18 protein-coding genes and 1 pseudogene are annotated in these 18,378 nt (G+C 71.4%); 16 read left to right on the forward strand and 3 right to left on the reverse strand.

Going from position 1 to position 18,378, the window contains the following annotated elements; genetic code table 11:
- Positions 1-108: 108 nt before the first annotated feature.
- From dop to prcA, 5 genes and pseudogenes are all read left to right on the forward strand, one after another.
- Positions 109-1,620, forward strand: a complete 1,512-nt coding sequence (gene dop, locus ABEB09_RS27235) for a depupylase/deamidase Dop (protein ID WP_345692558.1) — start codon at positions 109-111, stop codon at positions 1,618-1,620.
- Between the two features lie 149 nt (positions 1,621-1,769).
- Complete coding sequence (locus ABEB09_RS27240; RefSeq protein WP_071265979.1) at positions 1,770-1,988, forward strand: ubiquitin-like protein Pup; 219 nt, start codon at positions 1,770-1,772, stop codon at positions 1,986-1,988.
- Between the two features lie 126 nt (positions 1,989-2,114).
- Positions 2,115-2,290 (forward strand): annotated as a pseudogene (locus tag ABEB09_RS27245) (endonuclease domain-containing protein); the annotation flags it as partial.
- A complete protein-coding gene (gene prcB / locus ABEB09_RS27250) occupies positions 2,242-3,087 on the forward strand; it encodes a proteasome subunit beta (RefSeq protein ID WP_345692559.1) in 846 nt (281 codons plus the stop codon). The pseudogene ABEB09_RS27245 and the gene prcB, both read left to right, overlap by 49 nt.
- A gap of 53 nt (positions 3,088-3,140) precedes the next feature.
- Positions 3,141-3,899 (forward strand): proteasome subunit alpha, encoded by a 759-nt coding sequence (prcA, locus tag ABEB09_RS27255; RefSeq protein ID WP_345692560.1) that lies wholly within the window; start codon positions 3,141-3,143, stop codon positions 3,897-3,899.
- A gap of 233 nt (positions 3,900-4,132) precedes the next feature.
- Here the strand turns inward: prcA and ABEB09_RS27260 are convergent, their stop codons facing one another.
- Positions 4,133-5,161 (reverse strand): LacI family DNA-binding transcriptional regulator, encoded by a 1,029-nt coding sequence (locus ABEB09_RS27260; protein WP_345692561.1) that lies wholly within the window; start codon positions 5,159-5,161, stop codon positions 4,133-4,135.
- A gap of 119 nt (positions 5,162-5,280) precedes the next feature.
- Here ABEB09_RS27260 and ABEB09_RS27265 point away from each other — a divergent pair, with 119 nt between their 5' ends.
- The 11 genes from ABEB09_RS27265 to ABEB09_RS27315 all read left to right on the forward strand — a co-directional run bounded on the left by ABEB09_RS27265 (position 5,281) and on the right by ABEB09_RS27315 (position 16,820).
- Positions 5,281-6,564 carry an MFS transporter gene (locus ABEB09_RS27265; RefSeq protein ID WP_345692562.1) on the forward strand — a complete coding sequence of 428 codons (1,284 nt, stop codon included), beginning with the start codon at positions 5,281-5,283 and terminating at the stop codon, positions 6,562-6,564.
- 9 nt (positions 6,565-6,573) lie between these two features.
- A complete protein-coding gene (gene pafA / locus ABEB09_RS27270) occupies positions 6,574-7,935 on the forward strand; it encodes a Pup--protein ligase (protein ID WP_345692563.1) in 1,362 nt (453 codons plus the stop codon).
- A gap of 203 nt (positions 7,936-8,138) precedes the next feature.
- Positions 8,139-9,137, forward strand: a complete 999-nt coding sequence (locus tag ABEB09_RS27275) for an FKBP-type peptidyl-prolyl cis-trans isomerase (protein WP_345692564.1) — start codon at positions 8,139-8,141, stop codon at positions 9,135-9,137.
- 42 nt (positions 9,138-9,179) lie between these two features.
- Positions 9,180-9,551, forward strand: coding sequence for an FKBP-type peptidyl-prolyl cis-trans isomerase (locus ABEB09_RS27280; protein WP_345692565.1), 372 nt, complete (start codon positions 9,180-9,182; stop codon positions 9,549-9,551).
- A 179-nt stretch (positions 9,552-9,730) separates the two neighbouring features.
- Positions 9,731-10,717 (forward strand): helix-turn-helix transcriptional regulator, encoded by a 987-nt coding sequence (locus ABEB09_RS27285; protein ID WP_345692566.1) that lies wholly within the window; start codon positions 9,731-9,733, stop codon positions 10,715-10,717.
- Between the two features lie 28 nt (positions 10,718-10,745).
- Positions 10,746-11,702, forward strand: a complete 957-nt coding sequence (locus tag ABEB09_RS27290; RefSeq protein ID WP_345692567.1) for a helix-turn-helix transcriptional regulator — start codon at positions 10,746-10,748, stop codon at positions 11,700-11,702.
- Positions 11,703-11,868: 166 nt separating this feature from the next.
- Positions 11,869-12,141 (forward strand): hypothetical protein, encoded by a 273-nt coding sequence (locus ABEB09_RS27295; RefSeq protein WP_345692568.1) that lies wholly within the window; start codon positions 11,869-11,871, stop codon positions 12,139-12,141.
- Between the two features lie 9 nt (positions 12,142-12,150).
- Positions 12,151-12,348 carry a G protein-coupled receptor family protein gene (locus ABEB09_RS27300; RefSeq protein ID WP_345692569.1) on the forward strand — a complete coding sequence of 66 codons (198 nt, stop codon included), beginning with the start codon at positions 12,151-12,153 and terminating at the stop codon, positions 12,346-12,348.
- A 209-nt stretch (positions 12,349-12,557) separates the two neighbouring features.
- On the forward strand, positions 12,558-12,851 hold the full coding sequence (gene tatA / locus ABEB09_RS27305) for a Sec-independent protein translocase subunit TatA (protein WP_345692570.1): 294 nt from the start codon (positions 12,558-12,560) through the stop codon (positions 12,849-12,851).
- 41 nt (positions 12,852-12,892) lie between these two features.
- Complete coding sequence (tatC, locus tag ABEB09_RS27310; protein ID WP_345692571.1) at positions 12,893-13,843, forward strand: twin-arginine translocase subunit TatC; 951 nt, start codon at positions 12,893-12,895, stop codon at positions 13,841-13,843.
- A 148-nt stretch (positions 13,844-13,991) separates the two neighbouring features.
- Positions 13,992-16,820 (forward strand): DEAD/DEAH box helicase, encoded by a 2,829-nt coding sequence (locus tag ABEB09_RS27315; RefSeq protein ID WP_345692572.1) that lies wholly within the window; start codon positions 13,992-13,994, stop codon positions 16,818-16,820.
- Positions 16,821-16,887: 67 nt separating this feature from the next.
- Here the strand turns inward: ABEB09_RS27315 and ABEB09_RS27320 are convergent, their stop codons facing one another.
- Both ABEB09_RS27320 and ABEB09_RS27325 read right to left on the reverse strand, forming a co-directional pair.
- Positions 16,888-17,322 (reverse strand): ABA4-like family protein, encoded by a 435-nt coding sequence (locus ABEB09_RS27320; RefSeq protein ID WP_345692573.1) that lies wholly within the window; start codon positions 17,320-17,322, stop codon positions 16,888-16,890.
- Positions 17,319-18,236 carry a hypothetical protein gene (locus ABEB09_RS27325; protein WP_345694107.1) on the reverse strand — a complete coding sequence of 306 codons (918 nt, stop codon included), beginning with the start codon at positions 18,234-18,236 and terminating at the stop codon, positions 17,319-17,321. Before ABEB09_RS27325 ends, ABEB09_RS27320 begins: the two co-directional genes overlap by 4 nt.
- Positions 18,237-18,378 lie beyond the last annotated feature (142 nt).

Genomic DNA, 18,378 nt, shown 5'->3' on the forward strand with positions numbered 1-18,378 from the left:
CCGTACCGCCGAGTCGCGCAGTGCGGGGACGGGCACCGCACACGCATCGGAGAACCGGTACTCGAGCGCCGTTCCCGCGCGGGGACGCCGCCGGGCAAGGAGGGCCGCATGACTGTACGGCGAGTAATGGGCATCGAGACGGAGTACGGCATCTCCGTCCCCGGCCACCCGAACGCCAATGCCATGCTCACCTCGTCCCAGATCGTCAACGCCTACGCCGCGGCGATGCACCGGGCGCGACGCGCCCGCTGGGACTTCGAGGAGGAGAACCCGCTGCGGGACGCCCGCGGCTTCGACCTCGCCCGCGAGGCCGCCGACGCCAGCCAGCTCACCGACGAGGACATCGGCCTGGCCAACGTGATCCTCACCAACGGCGCCCGGCTCTACGTGGACCACGCCCACCCGGAGTACAGCGCCCCGGAGGTCACCAATCCGCGTGACGCCGTCCTCTGGGACAAGGCCGGCGAGCGGATCATGGCCGAGGCCGCCGAGCGCGCCGCCCAGCTCCCCGGCGCCCAGCCGATCCACCTGTACAAGAACAACACCGACAACAAGGGCGCGTCCTACGGCACGCACGAGAACTACCTGATGAAGCGGGAGACCGCCTTCTCGGACATCGTGCGGCACCTCACGCCGTTCTTCGTCTCCCGCCAGGTGGTCACCGGCGCCGGCCGCGTCGGCATCGGCCAGGACGGCCACGAGCACGGCTTCCAGATCAGCCAGCGCGCCGACTACTTCGAGGTCGAGGTCGGCCTGGAGACCACCCTCAAGCGGCCCATCATCAACACGCGCGACGAGCCCCACGCCGACGCCGAGAAGTACCGCCGCCTCCATGTGATCATCGGCGACGCGAACCTCTCCGAGATCTCGACGTACCTGAAGCTCGGCACCACGTCCCTGGTGCTCTCCATGATCGAGGACGGCTTCATCACCGTCGACCTCGCCGTCGACCAGCCCGTACGCACCCTCCACCAGGTCTCGCACGACCCGACCCTCCAGCGTCTGATCACGCTGCGCAGCGGCCGGACACTCACCGCGGTCCAGCTCCAGATGGAGTACTTCGAGCTGGCCCGCAAGTACGTCGAGGACCGCTTCGGTGCCGACGCCGACGAGCAGACGAAGGACGTCCTCACCCGGTGGGAGGACACCCTGAACCGGCTGGAGAACGACCCGATGAGCCTGTCGGGCGAGCTGGACTGGGTCGCGAAGCGTGAGCTGCTGGAGGGCTACCGGCGCCGCGACGGCCTGGACTGGGACGCCGCCCGGCTCCACCTGGTCGACCTGCAGTACGCCGACGTGCGCCCCGAGAAGGGCCTGTACAACCGTCTGGTGGCCCGCGGCAAGATGAAGCGCCTGTTGGACGAGGCCGACGTCGAGCGGGCCGAGAAGCAGCCTCCTGAGGACACCAGGGCCTATTTCCGCGGCCGCTGCCTGGAGCAGTACGCCGACGACGTGGCCGCGGCCTCCTGGGACTCGGTGATCTTCGACCTGCCGGGACGCGACTCGCTGCAGCGGGTGCCCACGCTCGAGCCGCTGCGGGGTACCCGCAACCATGTGAAGGAGCTGCTGGACCGCTGCCGCACGGCCGAGGAACTGGTCCGCGTCCTGTCCGGCGGCTGAACCGACCCTCAGCGGGGTATCCCGGGATCACGGGGTGATCCCGGGACGTTGAGGAAGTGCAGAGCCGATGTCGGACCGGGCTTGTAGGGTCTGATCTTGAGGCACCCAACCAACCGAACCAAGCGGGCAGACCGAGCGGGGTGAGGGATATGGCGACCAAGGACACCGGCGGCGGACAGCAGAAGGCCACGCGCTCCACGGAGGAGGTCGAGGAGCAGGCGCCCGAGGCGCAGGCCTCGGAGGACCTCAAGGAGCGCCACGAGAAGCTGAGCGACGACGTCGACTCCGTACTCGACGAGATCGATGACGTCCTTGAGGAGAATGCCGAGGACTTCGTCCGATCCTTCGTTCAGAAGGGCGGCCAGTAGCCCCGCCTTGCCTTCGGATCGAAGGTGAGCGGGGGTTGGCCGGCAGAGCCCGGAAGATCGGAGCTGCGCGCGGTTCGCCGAGGGCAGACCGCGCGCAGCCCTGTCCCCGCCCTGTCCCACAGCGATGTGGATCATCGTCACGCGCCGGGTAAGGTCCGTGGCGTAGTGTGCTTCAACTGCAATTCGGCCATCGGCAAGTTGGGAGAAGTCCTGACACCGTCCGTCGGGCGGCCGCCTATCTGGAGGGGAACTCGTGGAACCCAACACTCGTAGCACCGGGCGTCTACCAGCTGCCTTCCTGACGCCTGGCTCCTCGTCCTTCATGGACTTCCTGGCCGACCACTCGCCGGAGCTGCTGCCGGGCCGGCGGACGCTGCCCCCGGTGCAGGGCGTCATCGAGGCCCCGCACGGCACGACCATCGTCGCGGCCAGCTTCCCCGGCGGCGTGGTGCTGGCCGGCGACCGGCGGGCCACCATGGGCAACATGATCGCGCAGCGGGACATCGAGAAGGTGTTCCCCTCCGACGAGTACTCCGCGGTGGGCATCGCCGGTACGGCGGGCCTGGCGGTCGAGATGGTGAAGCTGTTCCAGCTGGAGCTGGAGCACTTCGAGAAGGTCGAGGGCGCCCAGCTCTCCCTGGAGGGCAAGGCCAACCGGCTCTCCACGATGATCCGCTCGAACCTGGGCATGGCCATGCAGGGCCTGGCCGTCGTGCCGCTCTTCGCCGGCTGGGACCTGGAGCGCGAGAGGGGCCGGATCTTCTCGTACGACGTGACCGGCGGCCGGTCCGAGGAGCACGGCTTCGCGGCGACCGGCTCGGGTTCGCTCTTCGCCCGCGGGTCGATGAAGAAGCTGTACCGCGAGGACCTGACGGAGCAGCAGGCCGTCACCCTCGTCGTGCAGGCGCTGTACGACGCCGCGGACGACGACTCGGCGACGGGCGGCCCGGACGTGGCCCGCCGCATCTACCCGATCGTCGCCGTGATCACGGAGGACGGCTATCGCCGGCTGACCGAGGCCGAGTCCTCGGAGATCGCCCGCTCCATCCTGGAGCGCCGCCTGGAGCAGCCCGACGGCCCGCGTGCCGAGCTGCTCTGATGCGCCCCTCTTCTGGAACCCACATGCCACTGACAGAAAGGGACGGATAGCCGGTGTCGACGCCGTTCTATGTCTCACCCCAGCAGGCGATGGCCGACCGGGCGGAGTACGCCCGGAAGGGCATCGCCCGTGGTCGCAGCCTGGTCGTGCTGCAGTACGCCGACGGCATCGTCTTCGTCGGTGAGAACCCGTCCCGCGCGCTGCACAAGTTCAGCGAGATCTACGACCGGATCGGCTTCGCGGCCGCCGGCAAGTACAACGAGTACGAGAACCTGCGGATCGGCGGCGTGCGCTACGCGGATCTGCGCGGCTACACCTACGACCGCGACGACGTGACGGCCCGCGGCCTGGCGAACGTGTACGCGCAGACGCTGGGCACGATCTTCTCCAGCGCCGGCGAGAAGCCCTACGAGGTCGAGCTGGTCGTCGCCGAGGTCGGCACCTCGCCGGAGGGCGACCAGATCTACCGGCTGCCGCACGACGGCTCGATCGTCGACGAGCACGGCTCGGTCGCGGTCGGCGGCAACGCCGAGCAGATCGGCAACTTCCTGGACCAGCGCCACCGCGACGGCATGTCGCTGGCGGAGGCGCTGAAGCTGGCCGTCCAGGCGCTCTCCCGGGACACCAACGGCAGCGAGCGGGAGATCCCCGCGGAGCGGCTGGAGGTGGCGGTGCTGGACCGCACACGTCCCCAGTCCCGCAAGTTCAAGCGCATCGTCGGCCGCCAGCTGGCCCGCCTGCTGGAGTCCCAGGAGCCGGCGACGACCCCGACGGACGCGGAGTCGGACGAGGCGGAGACGTCCGAGGACTGACCCCGGACCCTTCCGCTCCCCGCGCCCCGGTCGCCTTCGTGGCCACCGGGGCGCGGGCGTGTCCGGCAGAGGGGGAGCCATGGCCGTCGGGAGGGCTGGGTCGGCCGCGGGCACCCCGGCCCCCTGAGGTGAAGCGGCGGCCCCGGTCCGGACGTCCTCGGGCAGCAGGAGGGCGCCGAGCGGGGTCGCGCGCTCCGGGTCAGCCCGCCTGGCCGAGGCCCGCGGGCGGTGCGTCAGTCCGCCGGGGGCGGGGCCGTGGAGCCCCGGGGCATCAGGGTGACGGGGAGGTCGTCCGCGCGGGGGGCGTGGCCCTCCAGGACCGCCAGGAGGGCCTCCATGCCGCGTTCGCCGATCCGTTCGGCGGGCAGTCGTACGGTCGTCAGCTCCGGTTCCAGGGCGGTGGCGAGCGCCAGGTCGTCGAAGCCGGTGACCGACACGTCCTCCGGGACGCGCAGGCCCAGGCGCCGTACCGCCTTGCAGGCGCCCGCGGCCAGGACGTCGTCGTCGCAGACCAGCGCCGTGGGGCGGGGTCCCGGGGCGGTCAGGGCGTGCTGGGCGGCCTGGCGGGCGCCCGCCACGTCGAGGGGCGCCGGGACGGTCCGTACCGTGACGTCCGGGACGGCCCCGAGGCAGGCGTGGAGGGCCCGGGCGCGGACGTCGAAGGTCCAGGAGGGCACGGCCGAGGCGAGGTGCACGAAACGCCGGTGGCCGAGGGCCAGCAGATGGTCCGTCACCTGGCGCATGCCGTCGGCGACATCGAGGTTGACCTGGGCGGCGGAGCCCTCGTCCGAGGGGTCGCTGTCGAGCATGACGAGCGGCAGGTCGGTGCCGCGGAAGGCGGTCAGCGCGTCGGTGGCCATCGAGGAGGCGATCACCCCGTCGAGCGCGGCGCGCGCGGACGCGAAGGGGTCCCTGGCGGGGCCGACGCCCGCCGGTGACGGGTAGAGGACGACGCCGAAGCCATGGCGGGCGGCGACCGACGCGGCGCCGGTGTAGACGCGGGCGAAGAACTCGTTGGTGAGGGCCGGGACGACCAGCAGGGCCGTACGCGTCCGCCCGAGACGGAGGTTGCGGGCCGCGAGGTTGGGGCGGTAGCCGAGCGTACGGGCGGCGTCCCGCACGAGGCCGGCGGTGCGCTCCGACACCCGGCCGCGCCACTTGTCGCCGAGGACGAGCGAGACGGTGGCCTGCGAGACGCCGGCGGCCCGGGCGACGTCACGGCTGGTGGGGCGCGCCCCACCGACAGGTTCCGGGGCCTTCACATCCGCCTCCGCGTCCGACGATCACTGACCGCGGGGTGGACCCGCGAGATGCCGACATGGTACGTATGACGGAGGACGTTATACGTAAAACTTCACGAGCACCCGGGAAGGGGATCGACATGGCCGGGGCAGGCGGGGGCGGATACGCCGAGATACTCAGGGCGCCGCACGCCCTGCGGCTGCTCGTCGGCACGCTCGTGGGACGGCTTCCCAACGGCACCGGCCACATCGCGATCATGCTGTTCGTCCGGGCCGAGGGCGGCAGCTACACCCTGGGCGGCACCCTCGCCGCCGCGTACGGTCTCGCCACCGCCGTCGGCCAGCCGCTGCTCGGTCGCGCCGTCGACCTGTACGGCCAGCCCCGCGTCCAGCTGCCCTCGGCGGTCGTCTCCGCGCTCGGCATGATCGTCCTGGCCCTCACCGGCGTCGCCTCGCTGCCGCTGGCCTTCGCCGCCGTGATCGTGGCCGGGCTGTTCACCCCGCCCCTCGAAGGCGGTCTGCGTGCCCTGTGGCCGAGCGTGCTGCGCCGGGAGGACCAGGTCCACCGCGCGTACGCCCTGGACGCGGTCGCCCAGGAGGTCATGTTCACGGTCGGCCCGCTCCTGGTCACCCTGCTCGTCGCGGTCCGCTCGCCCGCCGCCGCCCTGCTCGTGATCAACGTGATCGGCGTGCTGGGCGCGCTCTCGGTCGTCGTCTCCAAGCCGTCCCGCGAGTGGCGCTCCGAGCCGCGCGAGGCCCACTGGCTGGGCGCCCTGCGCTCGCCCGGGCTGCTCGCCCTGCTCGGCGCGTTCTTCTTCGTCGGCCTCGCCCTGGGCTCCATCACCGTCGCCGGCGTGGCGTACGCGGACGACCACGGCGACGGCTCCGTGTACGGCTGGCTGATGGCCGCGCTGGGCCTCGGCGCCCTGGTCGGCGGCACCGTCTACGGGGCGCGGCCGTGGGCCGGACCGCCCGAGCCGCGGCTGCGCGTCCTCGTGGCGCTGCTCGCGCTGGGCTACCTGCCGCTGACGCTCACCCCCGGCGTCGTCGCCATGACCGCCCTCGCCGCGCTGTCCGGCGTGTTCCTGGCGCCCGCCATCGCCTGCGCGTTCCTCGTCGTGGACCGGCACGCCCCGCGGGGCACCGTCACCGAGGCGTTCTCCTGGCTGGTCACCACCTTCGGCGTGGGCGCCGCCGTCGGAACCGCCGCCGCGGGCCCCGCCGTCGAGCTGTCCGGCACGACCGCGAGTTTCGCCGTGGCGGGGGCCGGCGGATTCGCCGCGCTGCTGGTCCTGCTGGCCACCCGGCGGGTTCTGGCGGTTCCCCTGCGCACGGCACAACACACCGAACAGGTCGTGCGCGTATCGGAAAACGATCGAAACGGTACCGTCGAACCCGGTTTCAGCTCGGGCCGTCAGGCGTAATGTTCAGTCATGGACCGCCGCATTTTCGGGCTGGAGAACGAGTACGGCGTCACGTGCACGTTCAGGGGACAGCGCCGACTGTCTCCTGACGAAGTGGCGCGCTACCTCTTCCGCCGTGTCGTGTCATGGGGCCGCAGCAGCAACGTCTTTCTGCGGAACGGCGCCCGCCTCTACCTCGACGTGGGTTCGCATCCGGAATACGCCACGCCGGAATGCGACAACGTGACCGAACTGGTCACCCATGACAAGGCCGGCGAGCGCATTCTCGAAGGTCTGCTCGTGGACGCCGAACGCCGCCTGCACGAGGAAGGAATCGCGGGCGACGTCTATCTCTTCAAGAACAACACCGATTCGGCGGGAAACTCCTACGGCTGCCACGAGAACTACCTCGTCGCCCGGCACGGGGAGTTCTCCCGGCTCGCGGACATCCTGATCCCGTTCCTCGTCACCCGGCAGCTGCTGTGCGGCGCGGGCAAGGTGCTCCAGACCCCGCGGGGCGCCGTCTACTGCGTGTCGCAGCGCGCCGAGCACATCTGGGAGGGCGTCAGCTCCGCGACGACCCGCTCCCGGCCCATCATCAACACCCGGGACGAGCCGCACGCGGACGCCGAGCGGTACCGCCGCCTCCACGTCATCGTCGGCGACTCCAACATGTCCGAGACGACGATGCTCCTCAAGGTCGGCGCCACCGACCTCGTCCTGCGCATGATCGAGGCCGGCACGGTCATGCGCGACCTCACCCTGGAGAACCCCATCCGGGCCATCCGCGAGGTCAGCCACGACATCACCGGCCAGCGCAAGGTGCGCCTGGCCAGCGGGCGCGAGGCGTCCGCCCTGGAGGTCCAGCGCGAGTACTACGAGAAGGCCGCCGACTTCGTCGACCGGCGCGGCATCCGCACCGGCACCGTGGCGCAGGTGCTGGAGCTGTGGGGCCGCACCCTCGACGCCATCGAGTCGGAGGACCTCGACCGGATCGGCACCGAGATCGACTGGGTGATGAAGTACAAGCTCCTGGAGCGGTACCGGGCCAAGCACAACATGACGATGTCGCACCCGAGGATCGCCCAGATAGACCTCGCGTACCACGACATCCACCGCCGGCGGGGGCTGTACTACCTGCTGGAGAAGAAGGGCCAGGCGGCCCGTATCTGCAACGACCTGAAGATCTTCGAGGGCAAGTCGGTGCCCCCGCAGACCACCCGGGCGCGGCTGCGCGGCGACTTCATCCGCCGGGCGCAGGAGCAGCGCCGGGACTTCACGGTGGACTGGGTGCACCTCAAGCTGAACGACCAGGCGCAGCGCACCGTGCTGTGCAAGGACCCGTTCCGGTCGGTCGACGACCGGGTGGAGAAGCTCATCGCCGGGATGTGACCGAGGGAAGGGCGGGCCCGGCAAGGTCCCCGAAGGACCCCGAAGGGAACGCCCTCCCGCTCGCCGGGCCCCGCACCGCACGGCCGGTGCGGGGCCCGGCGTTCGCCGGTTCGCACGCCGGACCCATGCCGTACGTGGGGAGCGGCCGGACAGGGCCGTAGAGTGACGGCACCTGACCGCCACCTAACCCCCCGAGGACGACCGTGCGACGACGTCGACTTGCCGCCCTTCTCATCGTGCCGGCCCTGCTGCTCACCGCCTGCGGAGGTGAGGACGCCAAGCCGGAGGCAGAGGCGTCCGCGTCGCCGAGCGGGGCGGCCGGGGTGCCCAAGCCCGTGGCGTCCGCGTCGCCGATGCCGCAGGTGTCCGGCGCGCCGGGCAAGAAGGCGACCATCACCATCCCCAAGGGGGAGCCCAGCTCCTCGTTCGTCGTCCACACCCTCACCGAGGGCAAGGGCGAGCCGGTGAAGAAGGGCGACGCGGTGATGTTCCACTTCACCGCCAAGCTGTGGAAGGGCGCCAAGGACCTCGGCAGCTCGTACGACCAGGGCGGCAAGCCGCAGCTGGTGACCGCGGGCTCCGAGACCAGCATCCCGGCCCTGTCCACCGGCGTCATCGGCCAGAAGCCCGGCAGCCGCGTCCTCGTCGTCGCCCCGCCCGCCGCCGGCTTCGGCCCGCAGGGCAACCCGCAGATCGGCGTCACCGGCACCGACACGCTGGTCTTCGTCCTGGACATCCAGGGCACCATGCCGAAGAAGGCCGAGGGCAAGCAGGCGCCCATCCCGGCGGACCTGCCCCAGATCGAGGCGGACAAGGAAGCGCCCGCCGTCATCAAAATCCCGAACAATGCCCCGCCGAAGACCCTCGTCGACAAGGTGCTGATCGAGGGCAAGGGCCCGGAGGTCAAGTCCGGCCAGCACGTCTACATGCACTACACGGGCGCCGCCTGGGAGATCAACAAGGGCAAGAACCCGGCGAAGCCGTTCGACTCCTCGTGGAACCGGAACCAGCCCTTCGACACCGTCATCGGCCAGGGCCAGGTCATCGAGGGCTGGGACAAGGGCATCGTCGGCAAGAAGGTCGGCAGCCGCGTCCTGCTCGTCATCCCGGCCGCCCAGGCGTACAAGGACCAGGACAAGGGTCCCGAGCTGCCCGCCAACTCCACGCTGGTCTTCGTCGTGGACATCCTCGCGGCAATGTAAGACTGTGCGAGTTGCACACAAGCGATCAAGTAGGAGCACTACGTGAGCATCGACAAGCCCGAGGTCGACTTCCCGGGTGGCGAGCCGCCGGCCGACCTTGAGATCAAGGACATCTGGGTGGGCGACGGCGCCGAGGCCAAGGCCGGCGACATGGTGAAGGTCCACTACGTGGGTGTGTCCTTCTCCTCCGGCGAGGAGTTCGACGCCTCCTGGAACCGCGGCACCCCGCTCGCGTTCCAGCTCGGTGTCGGCCAGGTCATTCCGGGCTGGGACCAGGGCGTCCAGGGCATGAAGGTCGGCGGCCGCCGCCAGCTGATCATCCCGCCGCACCTCGCCTACGGCCCGCGCGGCGCCGGCGGCAAGATCGGCCCGAACGAGACGCTGATCTTCGTCTGCGACCTCGTCGCGGTCTGAGACCGGGCCGCCTCACGGCCGCCGTACGGCGGCCGGATCCGGCCGTTCCGAGGGCCCGTGCCATCCGGCACGGGCCCTCGGGCATATGAGGCGACTTTTGTCACGACACCCCGGGGCGGTACGGTCATCGGGCGAATGTGGCTCCATGTGTGACTCAGCAGAAGAGGTGCGGGGCGTCGATGGCCATTGCCAAGGCCGAGCGGCTGATGAATCTGGCGCTGTGCCTGCTGGGAACGAGGCGTCCGCTCAGCAAGCGGGAGCTGCGCGGCTCCATCGAGGCATACGTCGAGGCCTTCGGGCCCGGGGACGGCGGCGGGACCGGATCCGACGACTCCTTCAACCGCATGTTCGAGCGGGACAAGGACGACCTGCGCGAGCTGGGCCTCGTCATCGAGACCGTGGAGAACCTCGACGGCGAGACCGGCTACCTGGCCCGCCGCGACTCCAACCGGCTCCCGCCCATCCAGCTGGACGCCGAGGAGGCCGCCGCCCTCGGCCTGGCCGCCAAGGTCTGGCAGCAGGCCCGCCTGGCCGGCGCCGCCAGCGGCGCCCTCCAGAAGCTCCGCGCCGCCGGCATGCCCGAGGCCGAGGACCCGTACGACGACCGGCACAGCGCGCTCGAACCGCGGATCCCCGTCCACGAGGCCGCCTTCGAACCGCTGATGCTGGCCTGCCGCGACCGGCGCCCCGTCGTCTTCGACTACCGCAAGTCCAACGCCGCCCGCGCCGAGTCCCGGCACGTCGAGCCGTGGACCCTGGAGTGCTGGCGCGGCCACTGGTACCTGGCCGGCTGGGACCGCGACCGCGGCGCGGAGCGCGTGTTCCGGCTCTCCCGCATCACCGGCAAGGTCCGCTCCCGCGCCGGCGCCTTCACCGCGCCCGTGCCGGACGTGTCGACCGTCCGGGAGACCGTCGAGCGCTGGGCCGGCGAGAGCGCCACCCGCTCCGCCCGGATCCGGCTCCGCGCCGACTGCGGCTACCCGCTGCGCGCCCGCGCCCTGGCCGTACGGGACTGCGGCGACGGCTGGGACGAGCTGGAGATCCCGTACGGACACGGCCTGGACGCCTGGCTCGTCGAGTTCGGCCCGGACGTCGTCGTACTGGAGCCCGCCGATCTGCGGGCCGACGTGGTGGACCGGCTGCGGGCCGTGGCCAAGGGCTGCTGAGGACAAGGGACGGACGGACGAGCGAGCGATGGCCACCAACGCGATCGACCAGACCAGGCGGATGCTCTCCCTGGTGACCTATCTGCGGGAACGCCCCGGCGCGCACGTCGGGGACGTCGCCCGCGCCTTCGGCATCACCGAGGACGAGCTGATCTCCGACCTCGACGTGCTGCCCATGTGCGGCACCAGCTTCCGCGGCGGTGACCTGCTCGACATCGACACCGACGGCGAGCAGATCTGGTGGCACAACCCCGACGACGTCGCCGCGCCCCTGCGCATCGCCGCCGACGAGGCCACCGCGCTGCTGGTGGCCGCGCGGGCCGTCGCCACGCTGCCCGGGCTGCGGGACGGCGACCGCGAGGCGCTGCTGCGGGCCACCGCGAAGCTGGAGGCCGCCGCCGGCGAGGCGGCGGGCGCCAGCGCCCGGCTGTCCGTGACCTTCGAGTCGGAGGGCGGGGTGTTCGCCGAGGTCGACCGGGCCATCTCCGAGCGCCGGCGGCTGTGGCTGCGCTACTACTCGCCGGCCCGTGACGAGCTGACCGAGCGCGAGGTCGACCCGATCCGGCTGTTCGCCGTGGGCCACACCTATATGGAGGCGTGGTGCCGGCTGTCCGAGGCGCGGCGCACCTTCCGCCTCGACCGGGTGGCCGAGATCCGGATCCTCGACGAGCCGTCCGCGCCGCCCGAGATCGAGCTGCGCGACCTGTCGGAGGCGCTGGTCCAGCCCTCGGCCGACGACCCGGAGGTCGTGGTCGAGGTGGGGCCCGGCGGGCGCTGGGTGGCCGAGTACTACCCGCACGACAGTGCCGAGGAACTGCCCGACGGCGGGCTGCGCATCACCCTGCGCACCCCGGACCCCGCCTCCCTGCGGCGGCTCGCCCTGCGTCTCGGCCGGGACGGCCGGATCGTGTCGCCCGCCGCGCTGGCGGAGAGCGCCCAGCGGGCGGCGCAGGAGGCGCTGGCCGCGTACGACGGCCAGGAGTGAGCCCGGCGCGCCGACCCGGACCCGACCCGGCCGGCGCGTGATCAGGGGCGGACAGGCGTACGACGAGCGGCCGGCACGCGCGGAAACGAGCGGCCGGCGGACGCGCGGAGCGAGCGGCCGGCAGGCGTGGCGGTTCGCGCGACACAGAGAGATGGGGGAGAGAGTCATGGGGGAGATGCGGGACACGTCTCTTCTGCCGGGCATCCCGGCGCCGAGGGGCCCGGTCCTGTTCAAGGCGGCCTGCCCCGAGTGCCGCGCCCGCTGCGAACTCCCCGCGGCCTCCCTGCGCCTGGCCATCGGCGCCAGCCGCCGTACGACGTTCTACTCCTTCACCTGCCCGGAGTGCGGCTCCGCCGTGCGCAAGCCCGCGGGCGACCGCATCGTCGAACTGCTCACCGGCGGCGGCGTGCGGACGCTGCGCCTCCACTCCACCGTCTAGGCTCTGCGCATGTTCTGGTCCATGCTCGCCGTCGCCCTCGGCTTCCTCGGGATCGCCGTCCTCGGTGCCCTCGGTATCCGGGTGTTCATCGAGGCCCAGCGGCTCGGCCGCCAAGTGGCGCACACCACACAGCAGATCAACCGGGTCGCCGAGGACCTGGAGCGGGCGGCCACTTCCCTGGCCCGTGCGGGCGAAACTTTGCGATAGGCGGCGCCCTCCTCGCTCACACGAGCGAGAGGTACGCTGCTGATCGGTGCCCTTGCCCGGTGCAGGGGCCGTGAACTCGGCGTATGCACAGGGATTGCCTGGTGTTTACCCGTCCACGTTACGATCGCTCAGAGCATGGTGACCGGGCAGGTGTCCGGTTTGAGCAGGTAGATCCGCCACCAGCCGTCTCCGTGAGAAGGAAGTCACACATGATCGGCAACCTGAAGCCCCTTGAGATCGTTCTGATCATCCTGGTCATCCTGCTGCTGTTCGGTGCCAAGAAGCTTCCGGAGATGGCGCGTTCGCTGGGCAAGTCCGCTCGCATCCTCAAGAGCGAGGCCAAGGCGATGAAGAAGGACGACGAGTCCGCCGGCACCGCGACCGCCACCGACACCACCGCCCAGCAGCAGTCGCAGCAGCCCGCGCCGCGCACCATCCAGGCCGCTCCCGGTGACGTCAGCAGCGCCCGCCCGGTCACGGAGACGAACACCACCAAGGGCTGAGTCCGCGCTGGACCGTTTCCGTACGAGACGAGGGAAGTGGGTTGCTCAAGCCTGCCCGCAAGCGGGAGAAGAACGACGAAGGGCGGATGCCTCTCGTCGATCACCTGCGTGAACTGCGAAATCGACTTCTGAAGTCGGTTCTTGCCATTGTCGTAGCGGTGATCGTTGCGGCCTTCTTCCAGAAGGAGATCTTCGAGTTCCTGATGCGGCCGATCCTCAGCTCGGTCGGCTGCGTCGACGGCGCACGCGTCATGAAGAACGGCGAGCCGTGCGCGGACATGACGACGAACGGTCTCCTGTCGCCCTTCACCATCGCCCTGAAGGTCGCGCTGATGGCCGGTGTGCTGGTGGCCACACCGGTGTGGCTCTACCAGCTGTGGGCGTTCGTGGCGCCGGGCCTGCACAGGAGCGAGAAGCGCTACGCCCTGGGCTTCGTGGCCGCCGGTGTTCCGCTCTTCCTGGCGGGTGCCTACCTGGCCTACGCGATCCTGCCGCAGACGGCCGAGATCATGCTCAGCTTCACGCCGGCCGACGCGAAGAACCTGCTCCCGCTCGACGACTACCTCGACCTCATCACGCGCATGGTGATCGTCTTCGGGCTCGCCTTCGAGCTGCCGCTGATGCTCATCCTGCTGAACATGACCGGAGTGCTCTCCGGTCGGCGGATGCTCGGCTGGTGGCGCGGGATGATCATCGGCCTGACGGCCTTCGCGGCGATCGCGACGCCCGGCGGTGAGCCCATCTCCATGCTGCTGCTGGCGGGCCCGCTGGCGGTGCTCTACTTCTTCGCCGTGGGGTTCTCGCTCCTCAACGACCGGCGGCGCGGGCGCAAGAACCCCGACCGCGCGCTCTCCGACGACGAGGCCTCGGAGCTGGACCTCACGCCCTCGGCGATCGGCGGTGTCGAGCCCGTCTCCACGGCTCCCGCCCTGCCCGAGCAGGCGGACGGCAGCCGCGCCCACCGCGTCAACGGCTACGACGACATCACCTGAGCACCCGCGCGCCGACCGATGAAGGAGGCCGCCGCCCCGACCCGGGCGGCGGCCTCCTTCGCCGTTCCGTGACGCCTCCGTCACGGGCCGTACGACAGCTTTAAAGATCGGCTGACTGTCAGTGGTGGCGGGTACGCTCGATATCAAGATGACAGACGACCTCACACCAGCGGAAGCGTACGCAGCCGCCCGGCGCCGGGCCGCCGACGAGGCCACCGCGCTCCACGCCTTCCGCGCTCTCTACGACTTCGAGCTGGACCCCTTCCAGATCGAGGCCTGCCACGCCCTGGAGGCGGGCAAGGGCGTGCTCGTCGCGGCGCCCACCGGGTCCGGCAAGACCATCGTCGGCGAGTTCGCCGTCCACCTCGCCCTCGCCCAGAAGCGCAAGTGCTTCTACACCACGCCGATCAAGGCGCTGTCCAATCAGAAGTACGCCGACCTCGTCAAGCGCTACGGCGCGGGCAAGGTCGGCCTGCTCACCGGCGACAACAGCGTCAACTCCGACGCCCCGGTGGTCGTCATGACCACCGAGGTCCTGCGGAACATGCTCTACGCGGGCTCCCAGACCCTCCGGGGCCTGGGCTACGTGGTGATGGACGAGGTGCACTACCTCTCCGACCGGTTCCGCGGAGCCGTCTGGGAGGAAGTGATCATCCACCTCCCCGAGTCCGTGACGCTCGTGTCGCTCTCCGCGACCGTGTCCAACGCGGAGGAGTTCGGCGACTGGCTCGACACGGTCCGCGGTGACACCGAGGTGATCGTCTCCGAGAGCCGGCCCGTCCCGCTGTGGCAGCACGTCCTGGCCGGACGGCGCATCTACGACCTCTTCGAGGAGGAGACCGACCACGGCGGCCGCGGCGTCGCCCGCCGCGAGGTCAACCCCGACCTGGTCCGCCTGGCCCGGATGGAGAACTCGCGCACGTACAACCCGCGCGACCGCCGCCGCGGCAAGATGGTCCGCGAGGCCGACCGCGAGCGCGAGCGGCGCCAGCGCTCCCGCATGTGGACCCCGGGACGGCCGGAGGTCATCGACCGGCTGGACGCCGAGGGGCTGCTCCCGGCCATCACGTTCATCTTCAGCCGGGCCGGCTGCGAGGCCGCCGTCCAGCAGTGCCTGTACGCCGGGCTGCGCCTCAACGACGACGAGGCCCGCCTGCGCGTCCGCGAGATCGTGGAGGAGCGCACCGCGTCGATCCCCACGGAGGACCTGAACGTCCTCGGCTACTACGAGTGGCTGGAGGGCCTCGAACGGGGCATCGCCGCGCACCACGCCGGCATGCTGCCCACGTTCAAGGAGGTCGTCGAGGAGCTGTTCGTCCAGGGCCTCGTCAAGGCGGTGTTCGCCACCGAGACCCTGGCGCTCGGCATCAACATGCCCGCCCGCTCGGTGGTGTTGGAGAAGCTCGTCAAGTGGAACGGCGAGCAGCACGCCGACATCACCCCCGGCGAGTACACCCAGCTGACCGGTCGTGCCGGACGGCGCGGCATCGACGTGGAGGGCCACGCCGTGGTCCTCTGGCAGCGCGGCATGGACCCGGGCCACCTCGCCGGACTGGCCGGCACGCGCACCTATCCGCTGCGCTCCAGCTTCAAGCCGTCGTACAACATGGCGGTGAACCTCGTCGACCAGTTCGGCCGGCACCGCTCGCGCGAGCTGCTGGAGACGTCGTTCGCCCAGTTCCAGGCGGACCGCTCGGTCGTCGGCATCTCCCGCCAGGTCCAGCGCAACGAGGAGGGCCTCACGGGCTACCGCGAGGGCATGACCTGCCACCTCGGCGACTTCGAGGAGTACGCGCAGCTGCGCCGCGACCTCAAGGACCGCGAGACCGAGCTCGCCAAGCAGGGAGCCGCCCAGCGCCGGGCCGCCGCGGCCACCGCGCTGGAGCGGCTCAAGCCCGGTGACGTCATCCATGTGCCGACCGGCAAGTTCGCCGGCCTGGCGCTGGTCCTGGACCCGGGCCTGCCGGCCGGGCGGTCCAACGGCCACCGCGGGTTCGACCAGCACGACGGGCCGCGCCCGCTGGTGCTCACCGCCGAACGGCAGGTCAAGCGGCTGGCGTCGATCGACTTCCCGGTGCCGGTCGAGCCGCTGGAGCGGATGCGCATCCCGCGCTCCTTCAACCCGCGCTCGCCGCAGTCCCGCCGGGACCTCGCGTCCGCGCTGCGCACGAAGGCCGGGCACATCGTCCCCGAGCGGCACCGCGGGGACCGGTCGGCCGCCGTCGACGACCGTGAGATCGCCCGCCTGCGCAAGGCGATCCGCGCCCACCCCTGCCACGGGTGCGACGAGCGCGAGGACCACGCCCGCTGGGCGGAGCGGTACCACCGGCTCAAGCGGGACACCCGCCAGCTGGAGCGGCGCATCGAGGGCCGGACGAACACGATCGCCCGCACCTTCGACCGGATCGTCGCCCTGCTCACCGAGCTGGACTACCTGCGCGGTGACGAGGTCACCGAGCACGGCAAGCGCCTCGCCCGGCTGTACGGCGAACTCGACCTGCTGGCCAGCGAATGCCTGCGCGAGCGGGTCTGGGAGGGCCTGGGCCCGGCCGAACTCGCCGCGTGCGTCTCGGCGTTGGTGTACGAGGCGCGGCAGACGGACGACGGGGTCGCCCCGAAGGTGCCCACGGGCAAGGCCAAGGCCGCGCTCGGCGAGATGGTGCGGATCTGGGGCCGCCTCGACGCGCTGGAGGAGGAGTTCAGGGTCCGTCAGGCGGAGGGCGTCGGCCAGCGCGAGCCGGACCTCGGCTTCGCCTGGGCCGCCCACCAGTGGGCCTCCGGCAGGGGGCTCGACGAGGTGCTGCGCGAGGCCGACATGCCCGCCGGTGACTTCGTCCGCTGGTGCAAGCAGGTCATCGACGTCCTCGGCCAGATCGCGGCGGCCGCGCCGCACGAGGACAGCACGGTCGCGCGCAGCGCCCGCAAGGCCGTCGACGGACTGCTGCGCGGCGTCGTCGCGTACAGCTCGGTGGGCTGAGGCGCGGCTCGGCGAGCGGGGCCCGGCCGGACGTCCGGCCGGGCCCTCGGCGTATCCGCTGTGCGCGTCAGACGGCCCGGGACCGGTCTCGCCCCTTCACCGCCCGCAGCGCCAGGAAGAGCAACAGCGCGACGGGCGACAGAAGGACCGTCAGCACCAGCAGTGGGCCGGTCACCAGGGGGTGCAGCCGGAGCCTGCGCGATTCGAGGTACATCCACTGGCCGATCAGCAGGTCCCAGGCGATGACCTGGGCCCAGATCGCCCCCGCCCCGTCGGCCAGGGCGGTCAGTTCGCGGAAGACCTCCAGGTCGGGCCGGCGTACGGCGGCCCACAGTTCGGGCAGGACGGGGGCGGCGAGGCCCAGGTAGACGAGCAGGATCGGTACGACGGTGAGCGGGGTGGCCGCGAGCCTTGCCGTCCAGGACCACCCGGGCGCCAGGATCATCAGCAGCCAGACGGGCGCGGCCAGCCAGAAGGACAGCTCGAAGAGGACGACGGTCACGGGGCGGACTCCAACTGCCGGGCGGAAAGGGGCGGGTGCGGCTCCGTCATGGGCGGTTCGGCCCGGGTGCGTACGGCGGCGACGGCGCCCGCCGCCGTGAGGACGGCGATCGCCGCGGCCGCGCCCAGCGTCGGCCCGTCGGGCAGGAGCAGGGGCTGCCCGCGCAGCGCCTGCCAGCTGACCAGGGCCAGCACGGCGGCGTACGCACCGGACGCCACGAGCATCAGCCGGAGCCGTACCCGCGCGTCCCGCAGCCGGGCGAAGCGGGGCGCCAGCGCGACCAGGGCGAGCAGCACGAGCGGCAGGACCTGCAGGGCGTGCATGCCCACGAAGTGCGGGATGCGCAGGTCGCCGCCCGTCGTGGACCAGCCGGTGAGGGCCATGCCCGCACCGCCGTCCGGGACGCCCACGCTGTGGGCGCCCACCACGTCCGTGACGCCGCGCCGCTGGCCGGGCGCCGGCTGGGCCATCAGCACGCCGAACCCGGCGCCGACGAGGGCGAGCAGTGCGCTGAGCCGGACGGTCCAGGCGGAGGCCCGGTCGGCGAGCCGCGCCCGGAAGAGCAGGACGGCGATCACCAGGGTGCCGGCCCACAGGGTGGCGGCGAGGGCGGCCATCGCGTTGTAGACGGCGGTGTCGAACGGCGTCGCGTAGTTGAAGTGGCTCCGTACGCCGCGTATCGCCTGGCCCGCGATCAGCAGCATCTCGCCGGCGCAGGCGGCCGCGACGGCCGTTCCGGCCCACCAGCCGGTGCGGCGGAAACGCGGGAGGAGCGAGAGCATCCAGGCCAGAGCCAGGCAGTACGCGACGAACGACACGGCGAATTTGAACGGCTTGAACCAGATCGGCGATCCCAGGAGCGTTCGGTCGTCGACCACGAGACCGATGGCCGATACGACGGTCAGGACCGCCATCCCCGCGGACAACGCCACGAGCGGGCGGTGGAGACCGGGCAGGAACCCGTTCCTCAAGGACATGGACGTGGACAAGGCCATGAGACATCCCCCTCAGTATGGATAGCGGCACTACCCGCTATCCGATAGTGGAACTATCTAT

Source organism: Streptomyces coeruleoprunus (assembly GCF_039542925.1).
In the GTDB taxonomy this organism is placed as follows: Bacteria; Actinomycetota; Actinomycetes; order Streptomycetales; family Streptomycetaceae; genus Streptomyces; species Streptomyces coeruleoprunus.

Coding starts and splice junctions, on each gene's coding strand:
- dop (WP_345692558.1), top strand. CDS start 109: ATGACTGTACGGCGAGTAATGGGCATCGAGACGGAGTACGGCATCTCC.
- ABEB09_RS27240 (WP_071265979.1), top strand. CDS start 1,770: ATGGCGACCAAGGACACCGGCGGCGGACAGCAGAAGGCCACGCGCTCC.
- ABEB09_RS27265 (WP_345692562.1), top strand. CDS start 5,281: ATGGCCGGGGCAGGCGGGGGCGGATACGCCGAGATACTCAGGGCGCCG.
- pafA (WP_345692563.1), top strand. CDS start 6,574: ATGGACCGCCGCATTTTCGGGCTGGAGAACGAGTACGGCGTCACGTGC.
- ABEB09_RS27285 (WP_345692566.1), top strand. CDS start 9,731: ATGGCCATTGCCAAGGCCGAGCGGCTGATGAATCTGGCGCTGTGCCTG.
- ABEB09_RS27290 (WP_345692567.1), top strand. CDS start 10,746: ATGGCCACCAACGCGATCGACCAGACCAGGCGGATGCTCTCCCTGGTG.
- ABEB09_RS27295 (WP_345692568.1), top strand. CDS start 11,869: ATGGGGGAGATGCGGGACACGTCTCTTCTGCCGGGCATCCCGGCGCCG.
- ABEB09_RS27300 (WP_345692569.1), top strand. CDS start 12,151: ATGTTCTGGTCCATGCTCGCCGTCGCCCTCGGCTTCCTCGGGATCGCC.
- tatA (WP_345692570.1), top strand. CDS start 12,558: ATGATCGGCAACCTGAAGCCCCTTGAGATCGTTCTGATCATCCTGGTC.
- ABEB09_RS27315 (WP_345692572.1), top strand. CDS start 13,992: ATGACAGACGACCTCACACCAGCGGAAGCGTACGCAGCCGCCCGGCGC.
- ABEB09_RS27325 (WP_345694107.1), bottom strand. CDS start 18,236: ATGGCGGTCCTGACCGTCGTATCGGCCATCGGTCTCGTGGTCGACGAC.